Annotated in this window: 19 protein-coding genes; 18 read left to right on the forward strand and 1 reads right to left on the reverse strand. The window is 37.7% G+C overall.

What is annotated here, in order from left to right; translation table 11 throughout:
• The first annotated feature begins 18 nt into the window (after positions 1–18).
• The 7 genes from EJF36_RS08810 to pyrE are packed head-to-tail and all read left to right on the forward strand — an operon-like array spanning position 19 to position 8,620.
• Entirely contained in the window at positions 19–1,305 is a 1,287-nt protein-coding gene (locus tag EJF36_RS08810; RefSeq protein ID WP_125905965.1) for a dihydroorotase, read from the forward strand.
• Complete coding sequence (locus EJF36_RS08815; protein WP_125905966.1) at positions 1,302–2,402, forward strand: carbamoyl phosphate synthase small subunit; 1,101 nt, start codon at positions 1,302–1,304, stop codon at positions 2,400–2,402. The genes EJF36_RS08810 and EJF36_RS08815 overlap by 4 nt, the downstream gene beginning before the upstream one ends.
• Complete coding sequence (gene carB, locus EJF36_RS08820; RefSeq protein ID WP_125905967.1) at positions 2,387–5,599, forward strand: carbamoyl-phosphate synthase large subunit; 3,213 nt, start codon at positions 2,387–2,389, stop codon at positions 5,597–5,599. Before EJF36_RS08815 ends, carB begins: the two co-directional genes overlap by 16 nt.
• A complete protein-coding gene (locus EJF36_RS08825) occupies positions 5,599–6,366 on the forward strand; it encodes a dihydroorotate dehydrogenase electron transfer subunit (protein WP_312028282.1) in 768 nt (255 codons plus the stop codon). Before carB ends, EJF36_RS08825 begins: the two co-directional genes overlap by 1 nt.
• The gene (locus EJF36_RS08830; protein WP_125905969.1) at positions 6,363–7,304 is read left to right on the forward strand and encodes a dihydroorotate dehydrogenase; all 942 of its coding nucleotides are present in this window, start codon (positions 6,363–6,365) and stop codon (positions 7,302–7,304) included. The genes EJF36_RS08825 and EJF36_RS08830 overlap by 4 nt, the downstream gene beginning before the upstream one ends.
• Positions 7,276–7,998 carry an orotidine-5'-phosphate decarboxylase gene (pyrF, locus tag EJF36_RS08835; RefSeq protein WP_125905970.1) on the forward strand — a complete coding sequence of 241 codons (723 nt, stop codon included), beginning with the start codon at positions 7,276–7,278 and terminating at the stop codon, positions 7,996–7,998. The genes EJF36_RS08830 and pyrF overlap by 29 nt, the downstream gene beginning before the upstream one ends.
• On the forward strand, positions 7,991–8,620 hold the full coding sequence (gene pyrE, locus EJF36_RS08840) for an orotate phosphoribosyltransferase (protein ID WP_125905971.1): 630 nt from the start codon (positions 7,991–7,993) through the stop codon (positions 8,618–8,620). Before pyrF ends, pyrE begins: the two co-directional genes overlap by 8 nt.
• A 101-nt stretch (positions 8,621–8,721) precedes the next feature.
• Here the strand turns inward: pyrE and EJF36_RS08845 are convergent, their stop codons facing one another.
• A complete protein-coding gene (locus EJF36_RS08845; protein ID WP_125905972.1) occupies positions 8,722–10,437 on the reverse strand; it encodes an Rqc2 family fibronectin-binding protein in 1,716 nt (571 codons plus the stop codon).
• A 266-nt stretch (positions 10,438–10,703) separates the two neighbouring features.
• Here EJF36_RS08845 and EJF36_RS08850 point away from each other — a divergent pair, with 266 nt between their 5' ends.
• The 11 genes from EJF36_RS08850 (at position 10,704) to pknB (ending at position 22,783) form a co-directional block, all read left to right on the forward strand.
• Entirely contained in the window at positions 10,704–11,579 is an 876-nt protein-coding gene (locus EJF36_RS08850; protein WP_125905973.1) for a YicC/YloC family endoribonuclease, read from the forward strand.
• Between the two features lie 53 nt (positions 11,580–11,632).
• Positions 11,633–11,899 (forward strand): extracellular matrix/biofilm regulator RemA, encoded by a 267-nt coding sequence (gene remA / locus EJF36_RS08855; RefSeq protein ID WP_125905974.1) that lies wholly within the window; start codon positions 11,633–11,635, stop codon positions 11,897–11,899.
• Positions 11,900–11,907: 8 nt separating this feature from the next.
• Entirely contained in the window at positions 11,908–12,528 is a 621-nt protein-coding gene (gene gmk, locus EJF36_RS08860) for a guanylate kinase (protein ID WP_125905975.1), read from the forward strand.
• Positions 12,522–12,743: a DNA-directed RNA polymerase subunit omega gene (gene rpoZ / locus EJF36_RS08865; RefSeq protein ID WP_125905976.1), complete on the forward strand. Its 222-nt coding sequence runs from the start codon at positions 12,522–12,524 to the stop codon at positions 12,741–12,743. The genes gmk and rpoZ overlap by 7 nt, the downstream gene beginning before the upstream one ends.
• A 224-nt stretch (positions 12,744–12,967) precedes the next feature.
• Entirely contained in the window at positions 12,968–14,167 is a 1,200-nt protein-coding gene (gene coaBC, locus EJF36_RS08870) for a bifunctional phosphopantothenoylcysteine decarboxylase/phosphopantothenate--cysteine ligase CoaBC (RefSeq protein ID WP_125908318.1), read from the forward strand.
• Position 14,168: 1 nt separating this feature from the next.
• On the forward strand, positions 14,169–16,580 hold the full coding sequence (gene priA, locus EJF36_RS08875; protein WP_125905977.1) for a primosomal protein N': 2,412 nt from the start codon (positions 14,169–14,171) through the stop codon (positions 16,578–16,580).
• Positions 16,581–16,661: 81 nt separating this feature from the next.
• The gene (gene fmt / locus EJF36_RS08880) at positions 16,662–17,612 is read left to right on the forward strand and encodes a methionyl-tRNA formyltransferase (protein WP_125905978.1); all 951 of its coding nucleotides are present in this window, start codon (positions 16,662–16,664) and stop codon (positions 17,610–17,612) included.
• Positions 17,605–18,948 (forward strand): 16S rRNA (cytosine(967)-C(5))-methyltransferase RsmB, encoded by a 1,344-nt coding sequence (gene rsmB, locus EJF36_RS08885; protein ID WP_125905979.1) that lies wholly within the window; start codon positions 17,605–17,607, stop codon positions 18,946–18,948. Before fmt ends, rsmB begins: the two co-directional genes overlap by 8 nt.
• Positions 18,949–18,952: 4 nt before the next feature.
• Entirely contained in the window at positions 18,953–20,044 is a 1,092-nt protein-coding gene (gene rlmN / locus EJF36_RS08890; RefSeq protein WP_125905980.1) for a 23S rRNA (adenine(2503)-C(2))-methyltransferase RlmN, read from the forward strand.
• A gap of 7 nt (positions 20,045–20,051) precedes the next feature.
• Positions 20,052–20,810 carry a Stp1/IreP family PP2C-type Ser/Thr phosphatase gene (locus EJF36_RS08895; RefSeq protein ID WP_125905981.1) on the forward strand — a complete coding sequence of 253 codons (759 nt, stop codon included), beginning with the start codon at positions 20,052–20,054 and terminating at the stop codon, positions 20,808–20,810.
• On the forward strand, positions 20,804–22,783 hold the full coding sequence (gene pknB / locus EJF36_RS08900) for a Stk1 family PASTA domain-containing Ser/Thr kinase (RefSeq protein ID WP_125905982.1): 1,980 nt from the start codon (positions 20,804–20,806) through the stop codon (positions 22,781–22,783). The genes EJF36_RS08895 and pknB overlap by 7 nt, the downstream gene beginning before the upstream one ends.
• The last annotated feature ends 8 nt before the right edge of the window (positions 22,784–22,791 follow it).

The following is a 22,791-nucleotide window of genomic DNA, read 5'->3' on the forward strand; positions in this document are numbered from 1 at the left end:
AATGCGAGGGGAAGAGACATGGATTTTATTATAAAAAATGGCAAAATTCTTAGTGAATTAGGGGAACTAGTGCAGTGTGACATAAAAATTGTCGATGGAACCATTTCTGAAATGGGCAAAGATCTTGTCTGTGAAACTATGCATACAATTGATGCTTGCGGTAACTTCATAAGTCCTGGCTTTGTAGATGTTCATGTACATTTACGAGAGCCAGGTGGCGAAAATAAGGAAACAATAGCAACAGGGACGGAGGCAGCAGCTAGAGGCGGCTTTACAACAATTGCTGCGATGCCGAATACACGACCTGTTCCAGATACTGTAGAGCAGTTAAAGTGGTTAAATAATAGAATTAAAGAAACAGCAAAAGTTCGTGTTTTACCGTACGCTTCCATTACAGTTCGCGAGCTAGGTAAAGAGTTAACTAATTTTTCTGGTCTTAAAGAAGAAGGTGCGTTTGCTTTTACAGACGATGGTGTAGGTATTCAATCTGCTGGGATAATGCTTGAAGCGATGAAGCGTGCCGGAGCTATAAATGCTACTATCGTTGCTCATTGTGAAGAAAATACGTTAATAAATAAAGGCTGTATTCATGATGGAAAGGTAGCAAGAGCTAATAACCTGAACGGTATCCCATCTGTTTGTGAGTCAGTTCATATTGCTAGAGATATTTTGTTAGCAGAAGCTACAGGCTGTCACTATCATGTTTGTCATGTTAGTACGAAAGAGTCTGTTCGTGTAATACGTGACGCTAAGCGTGCTGGAATAAACGTAACAGCAGAGGTGACCCCGCATCACTTATTATTATGTGAAGAAGATATTGACAAGTTACATAGCAACTACAAAATGAATCCGCCGTTAAGAGGCCAAGATGATAAAGAAGCTTTACTTCAAGGCTTACTAGATGGCACGATTGACTGTATTGCTACGGATCATGCTCCACATACGAATGAAGAAAAAGCAGCAAGTATTGAAGAGGCTCCATTTGGGATTGTAGGGTTAGAAACAGCTTTTCCATTGTTATATACACATTTTGTGAAAAAAAACATTATGTCATTACAGCAGCTTATTAATTTTTTAACAAAAAAACCTGCAGACATATTTGGTATGCCGTATGGTCGATTGGAGCTAGGTACCGTTGCTGACGTTACAATTATTGATTTAAACGATAAACAACCAATAGATCCACAACGCTTTGCTTCAAAAGGGAAAAATACACCGTTCACTAATTGGGATTGTGTTGGATGGCCTGTTATGACTGTGGTAAATGGAGAGATTGTTTGGGATAAGGGAGGCGTTCACGCTTGAAAAGACAGCTTGTGTTAGAGGATGGAACAACTTTTATTGGTAAAGCGTTTGGAAGTGAAGAAAAAACAATCGGAGAAGTAGTATTTAATACAGGAATGACTGGCTATCAGGAGATACTTTCAGACCCATCCTATTGTGGGCAGATTATTACACTAACATATCCGTTAATAGGTAATTATGGAGTGAATCGTGACGATTTCGAATCCATTTATCCTGCATTAAAAGGATTAATTGTGAAGGAGCATTGTGATACACCATCTAATTGGCGCAGTCAAATGTCATTACATGAATATATGAAGTCAAAGAATATACCAGGATTAGCAGGCATTGATACACGCAAGCTAACTCGTAAGATTCGACAATATGGAACGTTAAGAGGTGCATTTTGCTCTATAACTGAAGACCCATTGGAAGTAGCGGAGCAATTAACACGTATGTCACTTCCATCAAATCAAGTGCAACAAGTTTCTACGAAAACCGCTTACGCCAATCCTGGAAGAGGATATCGTATTGTGTTAATGGATTTTGGTATGAAGCATGGCATTCTTAGAGAATTAACAAGACGAGACTGTGATGTTGTTGTTGTTCCATACAATACAAGTGCAGAGGATATTATAAGACTAAGTCCAGACGGTATTATGCTAAGCAATGGTCCTGGTGATCCAAAGGATGTACCGGAGGCAGTCGATACTATACGGAATTTAGTTGGAAAAGTACCGATATTCGGAATCTGCTTAGGACACCAATTGTTCGCTTTAGCATCGGGTGCTAATACAGAAAAATTAAAGTTTGGTCATAGAGGCTCTAATCATCCAGTGAAGGATCTTAGAACAGGAAAGGTCGCTATTACATCACAAAACCATGGGTATACCGTTACAGAGAGCTCAATTTTGAGAACTCAACTAACTGTGACGCATGTTGCTTTGAATGATGGAACAATTGAAGGTCTATGTTCAAATGAATACCCAGCATTTACTGTTCAATATCACCCTGAAGCCTCCCCTGGTCCTGACGATGCTAATGGATTGTTCGATGAATTCATGACTATGATACAAGCTTTTAAACGAAAGGGGAACACATCATGCCTAAACGCTTAGATATACAAACTGTACTGGTGATTGGCTCTGGACCAATAGTTATAGGGCAAGCAGCTGAATTTGATTATGCGGGTACACAAGCTTGTATCGCTTTAAAGGAAGAAGGGTATCGTGTTGTTCTCGTGAATTCTAATCCTGCCACTATCATGACTGATACAACAATGGCTGACAAAGTATATATAGAACCTTTAACTTTCGAATTTGTAAGCAAAATAATTCGTAAAGAACGACCAGATGCTATATTACCAACATTAGGTGGACAAACAGGTCTTAACATTGCTGTTCAGCTAGCAAAAGCAGGAGTCCTAGAAGAATTTAAAGTAGAAGTACTTGGTACAAAGCTATCTGCTATTGAAAAAGCAGAGGATCGCGAGCTGTTTCGTAATTTAATGAATGAGCTAGGAGAGCCAGTTCCAGATAGTACAATTATTCACACGTTAGAAGAGGCATATCAGTTTATAAATGAAGTGGGCTATCCAGTTATTGTTCGACCAGCGTACACGCTTGGTGGGACTGGCGGAGGTATTTGCTCAACAGAAGAAGAATTGATTGAAACGGTATGTAGTGGTTTGAAAAATAGCCCAGTTAGTCAATGTTTGCTAGAAAAAAGCATTGCAGGATTCAAAGAAATCGAATATGAGGTAATGCGTGATAGTGCCGATCATGCGATTGTCGTATGTAATATGGAGAATATTGATCCTGTTGGTGTTCATACGGGTGACTCCATTGTAGTTGCTCCGAGTCAAACATTGAGTGATAGAGAATATCAGCTTCTGAGAAATGTTTCGTTAAAGATAATTCGCGCACTTGAAATAGAAGGTGGCTGTAACGTCCAGCTTGCACTTGACCCAGATAGCTTTCAATACTACATTATTGAAGTTAACCCACGTGTCAGTCGTTCTTCTGCTCTTGCATCTAAGGCAACAGGTTATCCAATCGCAAAACTAGCAGCGAAGATTGCTATCGGATTAACATTAGATGAAATGATGAACCCTGTTACAGGGAAAACGTATGCCTGCTTTGAGCCATCACTTGACTATGTCGTAACAAAAATTCCACGATGGCCGTTTGATAAATTTGAATCAGCTAATCGTCATTTAGGAACACAAATGAAAGCCACAGGAGAAGTAATGGCTATAGGGCGGACGTTTGAAGAGTCTATTTTAAAAGCGGTGCGCTCACTAGAGGCGGATGTGTTCCATCTTGAATTAAAGAATAGTCATATAATTGATGATGCTCTCATTGAAAAGCGTATTAGACGAGCTGGTGACGAAAGATTATTTTATTTAGCAGAAGCAATCCGTCGTGGTCGCAATATCGGAGAGATATTTGACTGGAGTAAAATCGATGTCTTCTTTCTTGAGAAAATCGCGAATATTGTTCGCTTTGAACGTGAACTTCAATCTCACAAACAAGACATAAATGTACTTCTTAAAGCGAAGCAATTAGGATTTTCTGATAGTATTATTGCTCGCCTTTGGAACATGACGGAGAGGGAATTGTTCCAATTACGCCGCGATAATAATATTTTACCAGTATATAAAACTGTTGATACGTGTGCAGCAGAATTCGAATCAACTACTCCATATTTTTATGGGACATACGAGGATGAAAATGAATCGATAGTATCAGGGCGAAAAAGTGTTGTTGTATTAGGCTCAGGTCCGATACGAATTGGTCAAGGAATCGAATTTGATTATGCAACTGTTCATAGCGTGTGGGCTATTAAAGAAGCAGGCTATGAAGCTATCATTGTTAATAACAACCCAGAGACAGTATCAACAGACTTTAGTATCTCTGACAAGCTATACTTTGAGCCATTAACCGTTGAAGATGTTATGCATATTCTTGAATTAGAACAACCAGAGGGTGTTATAGTACAATTTGGAGGACAAACGGCGATAAATTTAGCTGAGGAGCTTTCAGGTCGAGGAATAAAAATTCTTGGTACATCTTTAGAGGACTTGGATCGAGCTGAAAATCGAGATTTATTTGAGCAAACACTAGAACAGCTTGCCATCCCACAGCCTGTAGGGCGAACGGCAACCTCTGTTGAGGAAGCAGTGTCGATTGCAAACGGAATAGGCTATCCTGTCTTAGTACGTCCATCGTATGTACTAGGTGGTAGGGCTATGGAAATTGTTTATGATAAACATGAATTATTGTACTACATGAATAACGCTGTAAACATCAATCCAAACCATCCTGTTTTAATAGACAAATATATGGTTGGAAAAGAAATAGAGGTTGATGCGATTTCTGACGGAGAGACAGTCTATATTCCAGGGATTATGGAGCATATTGAGCGAGCGGGTATTCACTCGGGTGACTCCATTGCGGTGTATCCACCACAAAGCTTATCACCTGCTGTGAAGCAGAAAATTGTTGATTACACTATTCAACTTGGTAGAGGATTAAAAATCGTAGGGTTGTTAAACATTCAATTTGTTATATGTCAGGAAGAAGTGTATGTCATAGAAGTAAACCCGCGTTCAAGTCGTACTGTACCATTTTTAAGCAAAATAACAGGAGTACCTATGGCGAATATTGCAACGAAAACAATCCTTGGAATAAAACTAGAAGAGCTTGGCTTTTCGACAGGTCTTTTAACAGAGCAAGACGGTGTATTTGTAAAAGCACCAGTATTTTCATTTGCAAAATTGAGAAATGTTGATATTACATTGGGACCTGAGATGAAATCAACTGGAGAAGTAATGGGTAAAGATACAACAGTTGAGAAGGCACTATATAAAGGTCTAGTTGCAGCAGGAATGACTATTGAAAAGACTGGTACTGTATTGATGACGGTTGCTGATAAAGATAAAGAGGAGGCCGTAAAAATTGCAGAGCGGTTTGCAAAAATCGGCTTTAACATCTTGGCAACAACTGGAACGGCTGAAACTTTACAGCAAAATGGTATTCGTGTAAATGAGGTTAATAAAATTGGAACAGAGGGACCTAACCTCCTGGATGTTATTCGCAAGGGAGAAGCACAGTTTGTTATAAATACTTTAACAAAAGGTAAACAACCACAAAGAGATGGTTTTAAAATTCGTCGAGAATCAGTCGAAAATGGTGTACCTTGCTTGACATCACTCGATACAGCTGACGCAATATTACGTGTACTTGAAATGATGAACTTTCAAACAGAATCTATGCCAAGCGAACTAATTGAGCGCGAGGTGACGTTGCTGTGATTAAACAAGAGCAAATGCAAGTTTTGAATCACACGCAAATTGCTAAAGACATTTATGAAATTACACTACAAGGTATGTTAGTTCACGAAATGTCACAACCAGGGCAGTTTGTCCATATTAAAGTTGATGCTTTTAATGATTTATTACTAAGACGACCAATCAGTGTTTGTTCAATTAATAAAGAAAACAATTGCTTCACAATGCTATATCGCGTTGATGGTGCTGGCACAAAACGTTTGTCAGAAAAGAGAATAGGAGATCAAATTGATATTCTAGGGCCTCTAGGGAACGGCTTCCCTGTTGAGGCTGTTTCCCCTGGACAAACAGCACTTCTTGTTGGCGGAGGCATAGGAGTCCCACCGTTATACGAGCTTTCGAAGCGATTGAAAGCAAAAGGAGTTCATGTGGTTCATGTTCTTGGTTTTCAATCGCAAGCGTTTGTGTTTTATGAAGAAGAGTTTGCTAAATTAGGTACTACTTATGTGACAACTGTGGATGGTTCGCATGGAATGAAAGGATTTGTAACAGACAAATTACAGCATTTGACTGGAGCACATATCATTTATGCTTGTGGACCAAAGCCTATGCTACGTGCACTTGAATCCTTTGCGGATGATATTCCTGTATATATATCATTAGAGGAGCGAATGGGCTGTGGTATCGGTGCTTGTTTTGCTTGCGTTTGTTCTGTACCACACTCTGATACGGACTATAAAAAGGTATGTAGTGATGGACCTGTATTTTTAGCAGGGGAGGTTGTAGTATGAATCGATTAAACATTGAGTTGCCAGGCTTATCTTTGAAAAATCCAATCATGCCTGCATCAGGTTGTTTTGGATTTGGCCGAGAATTTGCTTCATTATATGATTTGACTGAACTAGGAGCAATCATGATTAAAGCAACTACGACTGAACCTCGTTTTGGAAATCCAACGCCACGTGTGGCCGAAACGACAGCTGGCATGTTAAATGCTATTGGACTGCAAAACCCTGGTTTGGAGGCTGTGATGAATGTTGAGCTACCTTGGCTAAATCAATTTGATGTGCCCATTATAGCTAATGTTGCTGGTTCAACTATTGAGGATTACGTTATTGTTGCTCAAAATATTTCAAAAGCCCCAAATGTAAAGGCATTAGAGCTTAACATATCCTGCCCGAACGTAAAGCATGGAGGAATAGCTTTTGGAACAGATGCTTGTATAGCAGCTGAGGTAACAAAACAAGTAAAGGCCGTCTCAAGCGTACCTGTGTATGTAAAGCTATCCCCAAATGTAAGTAATATTGTGGAGATCGCGCAGGCTATCGAGAACGCTGGTGCGGATGGGCTAACTATGATTAATACATTGCTAGGCATGCGTCTAGACTTGTCTAATGCCCAACCAATTTTAGCAAATAAAACAGGTGGTTTATCTGGACCTGCCATTAAACCAGTAGCAATACGAATGGTATATGAAGTTAGTCAACGTGTTAGTATCCCAATAATCGGAATGGGTGGTATTTCAACTGCTGAAGATGTAGTTGAATTTTTGTATGCTGGAGCAAGTGCGGTGGCGGTGGGAACAGCGAACTTTGTTGACCCGTTTGTATGTCCAAACATAATAAGCGAACTTCCTAGTTTACTAGACCGGTTAAATATTAATCATCTGTCAGAATGTATAGGAAGGAGCTGGCGACCAAATGCATCGACCGCTTATAGTCGCTCTTGATTTTAAAGATAGATTAAATGTAGCACAATTTTTAGCGAAATTTGATAAAGAAAAGTTGTTTGTTAAGATAGGGATGGAGCTCTTTTACAGTGTCGGTCCAAGTATTATAGAAGATATTAAAAAAGATGAACATAAAGTTTTTCTCGACCTAAAGCTACATGACATACCTAACACAGTGCATCATGCTATGAAGGTGTTAGCTCATTACGAGGTGGATATCGTAAACGTCCATGCAACTGGTGGCCGTAAAATGATGGAGGCTGCTCTTGAAGGATTAGATGCTGGAACCAGGATAGGAATAAACAGACCAATGTGCTTGGCTGTCACTCAGCTAACCAGTTCAACGGAAGCTATGATTCGTGATGAATTATTAATCTCTCAATCTATGGATGAAACTGTACTACATTATGCTGAACAAGCTTATAATAGTGGCCTTGATGGGGTTGTATGTTCGGCTCGTGAAGTGCCTCATATATATAGGAAACTACCGACTAGCTTCCATACAGTAACGCCGGGCATTCGTATGCAATCGGATAATACGCATGACCAAAATCGAGTAGTCACTCCCGCACAGGCTCGGGAGAATGGTTCAACTGGTATTGTGGTGGGGAGAAGTATTACAAAAGCAGATGTCCCGTTAAATATGTACAAACTGATGAAACGAGATTGGGAAGGAGTCATATACAATGAATAGACTTATCGCAGAACAGCTTTTACAAATTGGTGCTGTAACACTTTCACCGAAAAATCCTTATATATGGTCATCTGGTATAAAGTCACCAATTTACTGTGACAATCGATTGACGATGTCATATCCTGAAGTGCGGAATTTGATTGCAAATGCACTCACTACATTGATAAAAGAAAAGTTTTCCAACACTTCAGTTATTGCAGGTACAGCAACTGCTGGTATCCCTCATGCTGCTTGGGTTAGTGATCGTATGGAACTACCTATGGTATATGTACGTAGTAAAGCGAAGGGTCATGGTAAAACGAATCAAATAGAAGGCAAAATAAATAAAGGTGATAAGGTTGTTGTTATTGAAGATTTAATTTCTACAGGTGGTAGCTCCTTAACAGCTGTGGAAGCGTTACGAAATGAAGATTGTGATGTATTAGCGGTTATTTCTATATTTACATATGGCCTGAATAAGGCAGTAAATGCCTTTAATGAAGCTAACATTCCATTTTACTCATTATGTGATTATGATACTTTACTTGAGGTCGCAAAGAATCAAGGGATTTTGACTTCGGAACAGCTTGAGAAACTTGTCCAATGGCGCACAAATCCACAAGATGAAAAGTGGTTGAAATAAATAAATTATATAGCTACACATTTAAGAAAAAAAGCTGTCCTATACAATGTGATAGTGACAGCTCTTTGAGATAACTACTTTATACTCAAAATCGGTTTTCGTTATTGCTTTTTTAAAGCAACAACAATATCTTCATTTGGTGTAACATAAATTGTTTGTTGGTTGTCATAAATAACATATCCAGGCTTTGCTCCACTTGGTTTTTTTACATGTTTAATCATAGTATAATCAACCGGAACTGAACTAGATTGCTTGGCCTTACTAAAATAAGCTGCAAGGATAGCTGCCTCTTTAATCGTTTGTTCAGTGGGGTTCGATGAGCGAATGACAACATGCGAACCTGGAATGTCCTTCGTATGAAACCATAAATCAGTTTTGGCTGCTAAGCGGTTCGTTAAGTACTCATTTTGTTTGTTATTTTTACCGACTAAGATGGTTGTTTCATCACTGGCTGTATACTCCTCAAGCACAGGATGTTTTTTCGCTTGCTGCTTATTAGTTTGTCTGCCTTTTTTCGCTTTAATATAGCCTTCATCTGCTAATTCTTCACGAATTTCTTCTATGTCCTTTGGTGAAGCAGACTGCAATTGCTGTAGTAACGTCTCTAAATAAGCTATTTCATCATTCGTGTTGTCTATTTGCTCAGTAACAATTGAGACAGATTTTTTCGCTTTTTGGTATTTAATAAAATAACTTTGAGCGTTTTCGGAAGGAGTTTTTTGTGGATTTAGCGAAATTATAATAGTTCCTTCCGTTTCATCATAATAATTGTCTACCTCAACCTCTTTATCTCCACGCTTCATTCGGTATAAATTTGCTGTTAATAATTCACCGTATAATTGATATGAATCAGCCTTGTCAGCATCCTTAAGTGTTTTTGCTAATTTATCGAGTTTCTTTTCATTTTTCTTTATCTCGTTAATTAAGTATTTTTCTAAATCACTTGCAAGCTGTTTAACACGGTCTCGTTCAGCTTTTCCAAAGTAAAATCGGTCTAATAATTCACTACATGAAGAAAAGGATTTTTTTTCACCTTTAAGGTGTTTAAGGTTAATAAAATAAAAGGATTGTTTATTGTCAGACTCTGTAATTGTAGGTTCGAACCTATGATCTCGGATTTCTGATATTAACTCCATGAACGCTTTTGGTAGAGTTTGTCTGTTAGCGATGCGAGCACGATGGATGGCTTCGCTTGCAAGCAGTGGCGAAACACCACTAAATGCGTTCACAAGCTGCTTGTCTAATTTACCTGCATTAAAGTCTAATTTTTTCAAAACATCATCTGCATCTATTAAAAAGGGGTCCGTTTTGTTTTGGTCAGGCGGTGCAATATATAAGTGTCCTGGTAATAGTGTTCGATGTCTATTCACAGATGTGGATATGTGCTTTATACTATCAAGGATTTTTCCGCTTTCTGTATCTATTAAGATGATGTTACTATGACGTCCCATTATTTCTGCTATTAATTTTTTTTGAGTCAAATCACCGAGTTCATTTCGGCTGCGAATATCAAATATAACTATTCGTTCTCTTTCAGGTTGATAAATAGATTCAATAATACCACCCTCTAAATGTTTTCTCAGAAGCATACAAAACATCGGAGGCTCTGCTGGATTTTCATAAGTATGTGTTGTTAAATGAACACGAGAATAGCTCGGGTGTGCTGATAAAAGTAGCTTGTGATTTTTACCATTAGCTCGTATTTGAAAAATCAATTCATTTTTATAAGGTTGATAAATCCGTGAAATTCTCCCGTTTAGGAGCAATTCGGTTAATTCAGTTGTTAATGCATATGTAAACATGCCGTCAAAGGACATAAAAATGTCACCCTTTCATGGTTAAAGCAATAATGTTATGTTTGTTTAATTATATAATCATTATATAGCATGAATGCAATAATACAATTGAAGAACAATCTTGTCTAGACAAAGATACTGTGAATTGTAGCAGAGTCATGACAACGTATTGAAATAGAAAATTTAACTTTCGTTCCACTTTTGTCAAGAAAAAGATATTTTTTTATGATATAATCCAAAAGGATAGTAGACATACATTATAAAACTAATATGTTAGGTGTGATTTGATGGCAATAAGTATGACGGGATACGGGCGTGCTCATATGCATATCGGTCAAATTGCTGTCACGGTTGAGATAAAAACAGTCAATCATAGGTTTTGTGAGATTCATGTTCGTATGCCAAGACAATTCCTTATTTTTGAGGAAAAAGTAAAAAAAATCATACAGCAGTACATTAAACGTGGGCGTGTTGAAATCTACATAACTGTCGAAGGACAAGGGCTTGTGAAGAAGGCTTTACAGGTTGATTGGGATTTGTTGCAGCAATATATGGATGCATGTGATAAAATATCTAACACGCATGCAGTCCACACAAATTTATCAACATTGGATCTTTTGACGCTAGAACATGTAGCTGAAGTTGTTGAAAGAGAAGATGTAGATGAACAATTTGAGACGATACTAACTCAAGCTGTTGACAAATCATGTCAGCAAGTTATTGAGATGCGCAAAACAGAAGGTCAAGCGTTAAAGGCTGATTTACTAAAGCATATACACTATATTCATGATTTAGTTTCGAAAGTGGCTGAATATGCACCGAATGTAATTAACTATTATCGTGAAAGAATAACGAAAAGAGTCAGTGAACAATTGGCACAGCTTGTTGATGAAGGTCGTATATTAACTGAAGTAGCACTTATGGCTGATAAGGTTGATATTAATGAAGAAATAACCCGGATACATAGTCATTTAGAACAATTTCGTAATACATTAGCGATCGACGAACCGATAGGTCGCAAACTAGATTTTTTAGTACAGGAATTGAATCGCGAGACGAATACGATTGGTTCAAAAGCAAATGACTCAAAGATTGCTACTTACGTCGTCGAAATGAAAAGTGCACTTGAAAAAATAAAAGAACAAGTACAAAATGTTGAATGATTAAGTACAAAAAAATAGAGTAACAATAGTTTTACAGTGGGAGGATAACCGAGATGAGCCAAATTAAGTTGATAAATATGGGGTTCGGTAATATTGTTTCTGCGAATCGAATTATTTCGATAGTAAGTCCAGAGTCGGCACCGATAAAACGCTTGATTCAGGACGCTAGGGAGCGAGGACAATTGATTGATGCTACGTATGGACGACGTACGCGTGCTGTCATTGTTATGGACAGTGACCATATTATACTGTCTGCTGTACAACCAGAAACTGTTGCACAACGTTTAACTACAAAGGATGATTTATCAGAAGAAGGGTAGGTAGTAAAATGACTGAAAGAGGATTGTTAATTGTCCTTTCAGGTCCGTCTGGTGTTGGTAAGGGTACCGTCCGTAAGGCGCTATTTGAACAACAAGACGTGAATCTTCATTATTCTATATCGGTGACAACGAGGCCGCCACGAGAAGGTGAAGTAGACGGCATTGATTATTTTTTTAAAACACGTGAGCAATTTGAAGGAATGATTGCAAACGATAAGCTTCTAGAATATGCTCAATTTGTTGGGAACTATTATGGGACTCCCGTTGATTATGTTGAACAATCTCTACAAAATGGAAAGGATGTTCTATTAGAAATCGAAGTGCAAGGTGCGCTTCAAGTTAGAAAAAACTTTCCAGAAGGGGTTTTTATTTTTCTAGCACCTCCTAGTCTTTCAGAGCTTGAAAACCGCCTAACAACTAGGGGCACAGAAAGTAACGAACTTATTAATAATCGTCTGCAAACAGCTAGAGAAGAATTAGAAATGATGGATGCTTACGATTATGTTGTTGAAAATGATGTTGTTGAGTATGCATGTGCTCGTATTCGGTCTATAATTGAAGCAGAGCACTTAAAGCAATCTAGAATTGCAGAAAGATATAAAAAAATGCTGGAGGGTAACAAATGTTAAATCCATCTATTGATTCATTATTAGAGAAGTTAGACTCAAAATATACACTTGTATCAGTCGCCGCAAAACGTGCTCGCGTTATGCAGCAAGAAGACAACTATCAACTACATAAATATATATCACACAAATATGTAGGAAAAGCACTAGAAGAGATCAATTCGGGACGTTTATTATTTGAATCACGCCATAAACATGGTGATACAGACCATAGCTAACAATGCGAAATAACAACCTATATTGTAGGTTGTTATTTTTTTAAAGATAGATACAGCATACAAAATGCAATAAATGTTACACCTGACTTTTAAGTAAAGATTGTGATAGTTTTGCGAGTCAGGGGATGATTATGCCATTCTCTATGATTTATCACAATAGGTTTTTGTATGCTGCAACTTTAACAACTATATACAAACAGCTTATCGTAACGGGGGAGAACTGTATGTTAGCAAATAAGAAAATTCTTTTATGTGTGACAGGTGGTATTGCTGTTTATAAGGCTGCCGCTTTAACGAGTAAGCTTACGCAAGCGGGTGCAATAGTTAGAGTGATGTTAAGTGAATCAGCTAGTAAATTTGTTACGCCTTTAACATTCCAAGCAATGTCTAGACAAGAAGTATATGTAGATACGTTTATCGAGTCACGACCGGAAGTCATTGCACATATTGATGCTGCTGATTGGGCGGATATCGTATTAATTGCACCTGCAACAGCAAATGTAATTGGAAAACTGGCTCATGGTATAGCCGATAATATGATTACGACTACATTACTAGCTACACAAGCATCGATATGGATAGCTCCTGCTATGAATGTACATATGTATGAAAATAAAATTGTTCAAGAAAATATGGACAAGCTTAGAAATATTGGATATCGATTTATTGAACCTAGTGAGGGTTACCTAGCTTGCGGCTACACTGGAAAAGGACGATTAGAAGAACCAGAGAATATTGTTACATTACTACAAAGTTATTATGAGTCGGATCAATTATTAAAAGGACAGCGTATTCTAATTACTGCTGGTCCAACAAGAGAACGTATTGATGCCGTGAGATTTTTCACAAATCACTCAACAGGTAAGATGGGCTATGCGTTAGCTGAGGTAGCAGCTTCTCTTGGTGCTGACGTCACACTGGTGAGTGGTCCAACAATCTTAAAACGTCCTGCCAATATAAATTACATTCAAGTTGAAACAGCAGAGCAAATGTACAATCATGTTCATAATCTATTTGAAGAAGTAGATATTGTGATTAAAACTGCAGCGGTTGCGGATTATAGACCGAAGCATGTATATGAAGGTAAGTTGAAAAAGAAACAAGGAGATTTGACTATAGAGCTAGAACGTACTAAAGATATATTGCAATCATTAGGTGAACGCAAAACTAAACAGTTTTTAGTTGGCTTCGCAGCTGAAACGAATAATGTTTTAGAATATGCACATGACAAACTCGTTAGAAAAAATCTCGATATGATTGTTGCGAATGATGTTTCACTAGCGGGTGCTGGTTTTGGAGGAGACACAAATATTGTCACTATTCTTACTAATAATGGAGATAATAAAACGTTACCTTTAATGTCAAAGCATGAAGTGGCAAAAGAACTGTTACAAATGATTGCAAACGTTATAGGGAGTGAATAACATGGCGATAGCTCGTGTTATTGTTGATGTGCCTGCTCAACAAACAGATAGACCTTTTGACTATAAAATTCCTGAAAAGTGGGAGGGCCTTGTTCAGCCAGGGATTCGAGTTAATGTCCCGTTTGGTCCTCGACAAGTACAAGGCTTTGTAGTAGAGATTACTGATAAATCAGATTTTAAAAAATTAAAAAGTATAACGTCGCTACTAGATGTTACGCCGGTCTTAACAAAAGAACTATTATCGCTAGGATTTTGGTTAACAGATACGACCCTTAGCTTTGCAATATCTACCTTTCAAGCAATGCTCCCAGCTGCACTTCGAGCAAAGTATGAAAAACAAATCTCATTAATAAATGAACAGCATTTAGATCATTTACACCCTAGTGTACAGCCACTATTTAAAAGTTCAGCACTCATCGATTGGGGAGATGTTGAAGATAGCGATGTAGTTAAACAAATACGTGACGATATCCAAAAAGGATTTCTCGAGGTCATATATACAGTAAAGGATAAAGCACGACCTAAATACATTCGCTGTGTTGAAATATTAGCCTCACTGGAAGAGATAGCTGTATATATAGATAAGTTACCGGATAGTAGACAAAGCCATAAATTAATTTTAGAGTTTCTCCAAAGTAGTAAAGAACCGATTGCAGTTAAGGATATTGAAGCAAATTTAAAAATATCACCTAGTGCAATTAAAACATTGGTTAAAAAGGGCTTATTAATAGAAAAACAAGTAGAGCATTATCGTAATCCGTTTGAGAATCAACAATTTGAGAAAACGGTACCTTTAGCATTAACAAATGAGCAAAGAAAAGTTTTAGATACAATACTTCTTGATGTGAACAAAAATCAGCATAATGTTTTCTTACTTTATGGTGTAACTGGAAGTGGAAAAACAGAGGTATACTTACAAACTATTGACTCAGCGCTAAGAAACGGAAAGGAAGCCATCGTCTTAGTTCCAGAAATTTCGTTAACTCCACAGATGGTGAAACGTTTTAAAGGACGTTTTGGTTCTCAAGTTGCTGTTTTACATAGTGGTCTTTCTGTTGGCGAAAAGTATGATGAGTGGCGAAAAATACAGCGAAAAGAAGTTAAGGTAGTGGTAGGTGCAAGGTCTGCAATTTTTGCGCCTTTTGAAAACATTGGGGTTATTATTATTGATGAAGAGCATGAAACGAGCTATAAACAAGAGGATCACCCCCGTTATCATGCCCGTGATGTGGCTATACATAGAGCGTCAGTACATCAATGTCCTGTTATTTTAGGAAGTGCGACACCGATGCTTGAATCGTTTGCACGAGCACAAAAAGGAGTTTATACTCTTTTATCTTTAACAAAGCGTGTTCATGAACAAGCGATGCCTGCTGTTAATGTTGTTGATATGAGAGATGAGTTACGGAGTGGAAATCGCTCAATGTTTTCCACTTTATTGTATGAGAAATTAAAGGACCGTCTTGAAAAGCAGCAACAAACAGTGTTATTGCTGAATAAACGTGGGTATTCTTCTTTTATAATGTGTCGAGACTGTGGACTAGTAATCAATTGTCCATATTGTGACATTTCCTTAACTTATCATAAACGTGATAAAGCGTTAAAATGCCATTATTGTGGGTACTCTGAGAATGAACCAGCTATTTGCCCGCAGTGTGGTTCAAATCACATTCGTTATTTTGGGACAGGCACACAAAAGGTAGAAGAAGAACTAGGTAAGGTCTTACCTGAAGCGCGAGTCATTCGTATGGATGTAGATACAACATCTCGCAAAGGTGCTCATGAAAAGCTGTTATCACAATTTGCAAACGGAAAAGCCGATGTTTTACTTGGTACTCAGATGATTGCAAAGGGGCTAGATTTTCCGAATGTCACTCTTGTAGGTGTTTTATCAGCTGATACTACACTACATATTCCTGACTTTAGATCCTCAGAGAAAACATTTCAGTTATTGACGCAAGTAAGCGGTAGGGCAGGTCGTGATAAACTCCCAGGAGAAGTGGTCATACAATCATACACTCCAGAGCATTATAGTATCCAATTAGCCTCAGAACATAATTATGATGAGTTCTATCAGCAGGAAATGCAGATTCGCAAACTTCATCAATATCCTCCTTTTTATTATGTTGCATTAATAATTGTCACGAGCCCTGAGTTAATGAAAGCTGTAGATGTAACTGAAAAGATTACAACTTTCATGCGAAGTCAGCTAACTGATGAAGCCATTGTTCTAGGACCTGTAGCTTGTATGGTACCTAGGATAAATAATAGATATCGTTATCAATGCATGATAAAATACAAGAAACAACCTAACTTGTATACAAGTTTAAAGCGGATTATAGATCATTATCAAGCAACAAGTAGCAATGAGTTGACTATTGCAGTTGATGTAAATCCCTTTATGTTATTATGATTTTATGATTTAATTAGTAGGTTCAGCATGAAGATGTGCTGAACCTTTCATACATATAGTTATTAAGGAGTGTACATATACATGACAAGAGTGGTTTTTATGGGAACACCAGACTTTTCTGTGCCAGTTTTACAGGCACTTATAAATGAAGGGTATGACATAGTTGGAGTTGTCACACAACCTGACCGCCCTAAAGGTCGTAAACGAGTACTAACACCTTCACCAGTAAAGGTGGAGGCACTAAAGCATAACATACCTGTACTACAACCCGAAAAGATTCGCGTAAAGGAAGATTTAGATAAAGTGTTAATGCTAAAGCCGGATATTGTTGTCACGGCAGCCTTCGGTCAAATTTTACCAAAAGAGTTATTAGAAGCACCTAGATTTGGCTGTATTAATGTACATGCCTCTTTATTGCCGGAACTTCGTGGAGGCGCACCAATTCATTACGCCATTATGCGTGGGAAGAAGAGTACGGGAATCACAATTATGTATATGGCTGAAAAATTAGATGCCGGTGATATTATTTCACAAGCAGAAGTGGAAATAACTGAGACGGACCATGTTGGCACGATGCACGATAAATTGAGTGAAGTAGGAGCAAGGCTTCTTATCGAGACGATGCCTAATATTTTACGAGGGACAATAACACCTTTAAAACAAGTCGATGAGAATGCTACATTTGCTTATAATATAAAACGAGAGCAAGAGCAAATCAAATGGTCAAATAATGGAGAGAATATATACAACCATATACGTGGTCTACATCCTTGGCCAGTTGCTTTTACAACAATGGATGAACAAGTTTTAAAGATTTGGTGGGGAGAAAAAGTTCCTAACACATCTGGAGCACCAGGAGAAATTGTACGTATTGATGCTGACGGAATCGTTGTAGCAACGGGTAATGATACAGCTATTAAAATAACGGACCTTCAGCCTTCAGGCAAGAAAAGAATGACAGGTGAACAATTTGTAAATGGAGCAAAAGCAACATTACATGTAGGAATGAAGTTAGGTGTAGAAAATGAGTAATTCAAATGTTAGAGAAGTTGCACTTGATGCACTAATGACAATAGAAAAGAATCAAGCATACAGTAATCTACTTTTAAACTCATTAATAAAAAAACACAAACTATCATCAGAAGATATCGGCTTATTGACAGAGCTAGTATATGGTTGTACACAAAGAAAACTTACTCTTGAGTATTACTTGCAACCGTTTATTAAGAATCCGAAAAAGGTCGCTGATTGGGTGTTTCAATTATTAAAGCTATCTGTTTATCAGTTGAAGTTTCTTGATCGTGTACCACCACATGCAATTCTATTTGAAGCGGTGGAGATTTCTAAAAGAAGAGGGCATAAAGGGATTTCTTCATTTGTAAACGGAGTACTACGAAACATTCAAAGACAAGGCGTGCCAGCGATTGAAGAAATTAAGGATCCCATTCAACGTCTATCTATTCAATATAGCTTTCCAACTTGGATTATAGCAGAATGGTTAAATCAATATAGCTTACAAACAACGGAGGATATGTGTCGTATTACTTTGCAACCGCCTAAGCAGACAGCACGAGTGAATATTACACGAACCAATGTGAATCAATGTATCGAAATGCTGACAAATGAGGGCTATCAAGTTGAAGAAGGAGATTTAATCCCTAACTCAGTCAAATCTTTAAAGGGAAATCTTGCAAATTCTACTCCATTTAAAGACGGATTATTAACTATACAAGATGAGAGCTCCATGTTAGCAGCTTTAGCAGTAGCACCTGATCAAAACGACAGCATATTAGATAGCTGTGCAGCTCCTGGAGGAAAAACAACGCATTTAGCAGAATTACTTGGTCAAACTGGTTCTGTGACTTCGCTTGACCTTCATGATCATAAGGTGAAACTTATTGAGGAACAGGTTAATCGATTGAAGTTACGTAATGTAACAACCGAGTCAATGGATAGTCGAAAAGTTCAGCAAATGTTTGCTGAAGAAAGCTTTGATAAGATTTTAGTAGATGCACCATGTTCTGGCTTTGGTGTTATCCGGAGAAAACCAGATATTAAATATGCGAAAAACAAGCAAGATATTGAACGTTTGGCACAAGTGCAACTTGATATATTAAGGGCCGTTGCTCCTCTACTTAAAAAGGGAGGTCGCCTTGTATATAGCACTTGTACTATTGAATTAACTGAAAATGAAGCAGTTGTTTCTGATTTTCTAAAAGAACATGCAAATTTCGAGTTAGATGAGTCTCTACCTGAGAGAATGCCTAACAACATTTCTAATTATATAAACAAAGGTCAAGTTCAAATTTTACCTCATTACTTTGGAACGGACGGATTTTTTATTGCAAGTCTAAGAAAGCAGGTGTAATGTAATGGAAGAGATATCAACGAGAGAAGCAGCTAAAGAAACGAAAACAGATTTACCTTCAATTTATTCTTTACAATTTGAGGAGCTAGAAGACTGGCTATTGCAAATTGATGAAAAAAAGTTCCGCGCGACACAAATATTTGAGTGGCTATACAAAAAGCGCGTTGACTCGTTTGAAGATATGACAAACCTTTCAAAGGGTTTGCGCGACCATCTTGCGAATGCATATTCAATCACAACTTTAACAACAGCTGTGAAGCAAACATCTTCTGACGGAACAATTAAATTTCTTTTTGAGCTAAAAGATGGCTACACAATTGAAACAGTATTAATGAGACATAACTATGGTAATTCTGTTTGTGTTACGACACAGGTTGGTTGTCGTATTGGATGTACATTTTGCGCGTCAACATTAGGTGGATTAAAACGAAATTTATCAGCAGGTGAAATTGTTGCTCAAGTTGTTAAGGTTCAAAAGGAATTAGATAATTTTGATGAACGAGTGAGCCACATCGTTATTATGGGGATAGGCGAACCATTTGATAACTATGATGAGATGCTTTCGTTCCTTAAAATAGTTAATACTGAAAAAGCATTACACATCGGTGCTCGACACATTACTGTGTCAACTAGCGGCATCATTCCTAAGATTTATCAATTTGCAGATGAACAACTACAGATTAATTTCGCCATAAGTTTGCATGCTCCAAACTCAGAACTCAGAAGTCGTTTAATGCCAATTAACCGTGCCTATAAACTACCTGAATTAATGGAAGCCGTTAAGTATTATATCGAAAAAACAGGTAGACGAATTAGCTTTGAATATGGATTGTTTGGCGGTGTAAATGATCAAGTAGAGCATGCTGAAGAACTAGCTAGGCTTGTAAAAGGTATTAAATGTCACATTAATCTTATTCCTGTTAATTATGTACCAGAAAGAGATTATGTTCGAACACCAAAGAAACAGATTGATTTGTTTGCTAAGACGTTGGAAAAAAATCATGTTAACGTAACTGTTCGCCGTGAGCAAGGACATGATATCGATGCCGCATGTGGGCAGCTTCGAGCGAAGGAGCGCAAAGAGGAGACGAGGTGAAGGGTTGATGGAATTTGCTTATAAAACGGACAAGGGGAAGGTCCGTCAGCTTAACGAAGATAATGGTGGAGTGTTTTTAAATGATAACAAGCAACTGTTAGCAATAGTTGCAGATGGTATGGGTGGTCACAAAGCTGGTGACGTTGCAAGTTCTATCGTTATATCTTTATTGCAGAAAAAGTGGTCAAAGCAATCACCCATTCAGACAGCAGATGAAGCTGAATCTTGGTTAGAAGAAACTATACAATTGGCTAATGAAGCTGTATATGAGCAGGCAGAGCAAAATGAAGAGTGTAGCGGAATGGGCACAACATTAGTAGCAGCTATTTGTACAGATACTTTTACGACTATTGCTCATATTGGCGATAGTCGTTGCTATGCATTAACTGACTTAGATTTTTCACAGCTTACAGAAGATCATTCGTATGTGAATGAGTTAGTGCGATCTGGTCAAATTAGTCGGGAGGATGCTGAGCATCACCCGCGCAAAAACGTTATCTTACGAGCATTAGGTACTCAAATGAAAGTTAATATAGATATGAAAACAATTATACTGGAAGAGCATGACCAACTTCTATTATGTACAGATGGTTTATGTAACAAAGTACATGATCAAGAATTAGCTGATGTACTTCGCAATAGTAATCAAGCAATTAATGAAAAAGCCAATTATTTAATAGATCTTGCAAATGAACGTGGCGGCGAAGACAATATTACATTAGCAATTGTCAACTACGGTGGAGAGTCAGGTGGTTCGCAATGCTAATAGGCAAACGTCTTAGTGGCCGTTACAAAGTTATTGAGGCCATTGGTGGCGGTGGCATGGCCAATGTGTACTTGGCTAAAGATGTTATTTTAGAGCGATATGTTGCCATTAAAGTTCTTCGACTTGATTTTGCACATGATGAAGACTTCATTAAACGTTTTCATCGAGAAGCACACTCGGCAACAAGTCTTGCGCATCCTAACATCGTAAGTATTTATGATGTAGGAGAAGAGGATGATATTTATTATATTGTTATGGAATATGTTGCTGGTAAAACATTGAAGCAGTATATTCAGGATCATGCACCGATACAAGTAAAAGAAGCATTACATATTATGGCTCAATTAACATCTGCTATGGCACACGCGCATCACAATAATATAATTCATCGTGACATTAAACCGCAAAACATACTAATTAATGCGAATCGCGAAGTAAAGGTAACAGATTTTGGTATAGCTGTAGCATTAAGCTCTACGACCATTACACAGACTAACTCAGTACTAGGATCAGTACATTATCTATCCCCAGAGCAAGCTAGAGGTGGTTTATCAACAAAGCGGTCTGATATATATTCATTAGGAATCGTCTTTTTTGAACTGGTAACAGGACGTGTGCCATTTGAAGGAGAATCAGCGGTGTCCATCGCCTTGAAGCATTTACAAACTAATACACCGTCACCTAAACGTTGGAACCCATCTGTTCCTCAAAGTGTAGAAAATATTATCTTAAAAGCTACTGCAAAGGACCCGTTTCATCGCTACAACTCTGTGGAAGAATTAGAGCATGACATTGAAACAGCTTTAAATCCAGATAGACTGTATGAAGAGCGTTTTGAGGTTCCTGAGGACCATGAGATCACTAAAGTAATACCTGTTATCAAAGATAGTGATTTACTTAAAGCTCAAGACTATCATTCAAAAACATTTTCAAAGCACAAAGATGTACATAATAATACAGAGCCTAAAACAACGAATGACAATCGAAGACAAAACAAGATTATAGTCTCCGTTATTTCTGCGTTTTTTGTATTGGTTGCATTAATTATTCTAGCATTTGTGTTTGTACCAAAACTATTTATGCCAGATGATATTACAGTTCCTGATGTTTCAAATGTGCCGTTTGACGAAGCTTTAGCGGAGCTTGCATCTAATGGGTTCAGTAAATATAACATTGAACAACAAACACACGAAGAAATTGAAGAAGGATATGTTATAAAAACCGATCCTGTGGCAAACGCTGTTGTAAAAGAGGGAACCGAAATTATTGTGTATAAAAGTACCGGAAAGAAAACAGTATCGATGCAAGATTTTACAAATCAGACTGTTGATGAAGCAAAAGTATTACTATCTAGATTGAATTTTATAGAAAATAATATAAAAGTAAAAGAAAAGCATAGCGATAATCCGATTGGTACAATCATTGAACAATTTCCGCCAGAAGGCGAGAATGTTGTACCAAGCGAAACGACTGTTACTTTCACGGTAAGTAGTGGACCGGAAAAGATAAAAGTAACAAACGTGATTGGTTATACAGAACAAGCTGCATACGAAGCATTAGGAGCCTTAGGGTTAAATGTAATTCGTGACGAACAATTCAGTGACGATGTTCCTAAAGGGAATGTAATAACTCAACAGCCTGAAGCAGGTGAAGCGGTCGACAAAGGTGATCAAGTTATTATTTATGTTTCAACCGGACCTGAACCAAAACCGCAAGTGGTTGTGTTCAAAACTATTGAGATACCTTATAATCCCGAGGTTGAAGGTGAAGTATTAGAAGTGCTCATAAAAATAGATGACGCAAATAGGGATTATTCGGATCAACCAATTGTTCGATTGATTGATCAACCTAAGACAGAGACTGTAGAGTTAGCAATAGATTTTGGTGAGGAAGCGTCATATCAAGTAATAATTAATAACGAAATCGTAGCTGAAGAAATTATTCCGTATGAAAATGAGTCAACAAACGGTTAAAGGAGGAA

Source organism: Bacillus sp. HMF5848 (assembly GCF_003944835.1).
GTDB lineage: Bacteria > Bacillota > Bacilli > Bacillales > HMF5848 > HMF5848.

Bases quoted from the DNA above. Each gene is read 5' to 3' on its own strand.
- coaBC (WP_125908318.1), top strand. From the start codon at position 12,968: ATGTTAGCAAATAAGAAAATTCTTTTATGTGTGACAGGTGGTATTGCT.
- rlmN (WP_125905980.1), top strand. From the start codon at position 18,953: ATGGAAGAGATATCAACGAGAGAAGCAGCTAAAGAAACGAAAACAGAT.
- pknB (WP_125905982.1), top strand. From the start codon at position 20,804: ATGCTAATAGGCAAACGTCTTAGTGGCCGTTACAAAGTTATTGAGGCC.
- priA (WP_125905977.1), top strand. From the start codon at position 14,169: ATGGCGATAGCTCGTGTTATTGTTGATGTGCCTGCTCAACAAACAGAT.
- gmk (WP_125905975.1), top strand. From the start codon at position 11,908: ATGACTGAAAGAGGATTGTTAATTGTCCTTTCAGGTCCGTCTGGTGTT.
- EJF36_RS08845 (WP_125905972.1), bottom strand. From the start codon at position 10,437: ATGTCCTTTGACGGCATGTTTACATATGCATTAACAACTGAATTAACC.
- EJF36_RS08830 (WP_125905969.1), top strand. From the start codon at position 6,363: ATGAATCGATTAAACATTGAGTTGCCAGGCTTATCTTTGAAAAATCCA.
- EJF36_RS08850 (WP_125905973.1), top strand. From the start codon at position 10,704: ATGGCAATAAGTATGACGGGATACGGGCGTGCTCATATGCATATCGGT.
- EJF36_RS08810 (WP_125905965.1), top strand. From the start codon at position 19: ATGGATTTTATTATAAAAAATGGCAAAATTCTTAGTGAATTAGGGGAA.
- pyrF (WP_125905970.1), top strand. From the start codon at position 7,276: ATGCATCGACCGCTTATAGTCGCTCTTGATTTTAAAGATAGATTAAAT.
- remA (WP_125905974.1), top strand. From the start codon at position 11,633: ATGAGCCAAATTAAGTTGATAAATATGGGGTTCGGTAATATTGTTTCT.
- rsmB (WP_125905979.1), top strand. From the start codon at position 17,605: ATGAGTAATTCAAATGTTAGAGAAGTTGCACTTGATGCACTAATGACA.
- rpoZ (WP_125905976.1), top strand. From the start codon at position 12,522: ATGTTAAATCCATCTATTGATTCATTATTAGAGAAGTTAGACTCAAAA.
- carB (WP_125905967.1), top strand. From the start codon at position 2,387: ATGCCTAAACGCTTAGATATACAAACTGTACTGGTGATTGGCTCTGGA.
- pyrE (WP_125905971.1), top strand. From the start codon at position 7,991: ATGAATAGACTTATCGCAGAACAGCTTTTACAAATTGGTGCTGTAACA.
- EJF36_RS08895 (WP_125905981.1), top strand. From the start codon at position 20,052: ATGGAATTTGCTTATAAAACGGACAAGGGGAAGGTCCGTCAGCTTAAC.
- fmt (WP_125905978.1), top strand. From the start codon at position 16,662: ATGACAAGAGTGGTTTTTATGGGAACACCAGACTTTTCTGTGCCAGTT.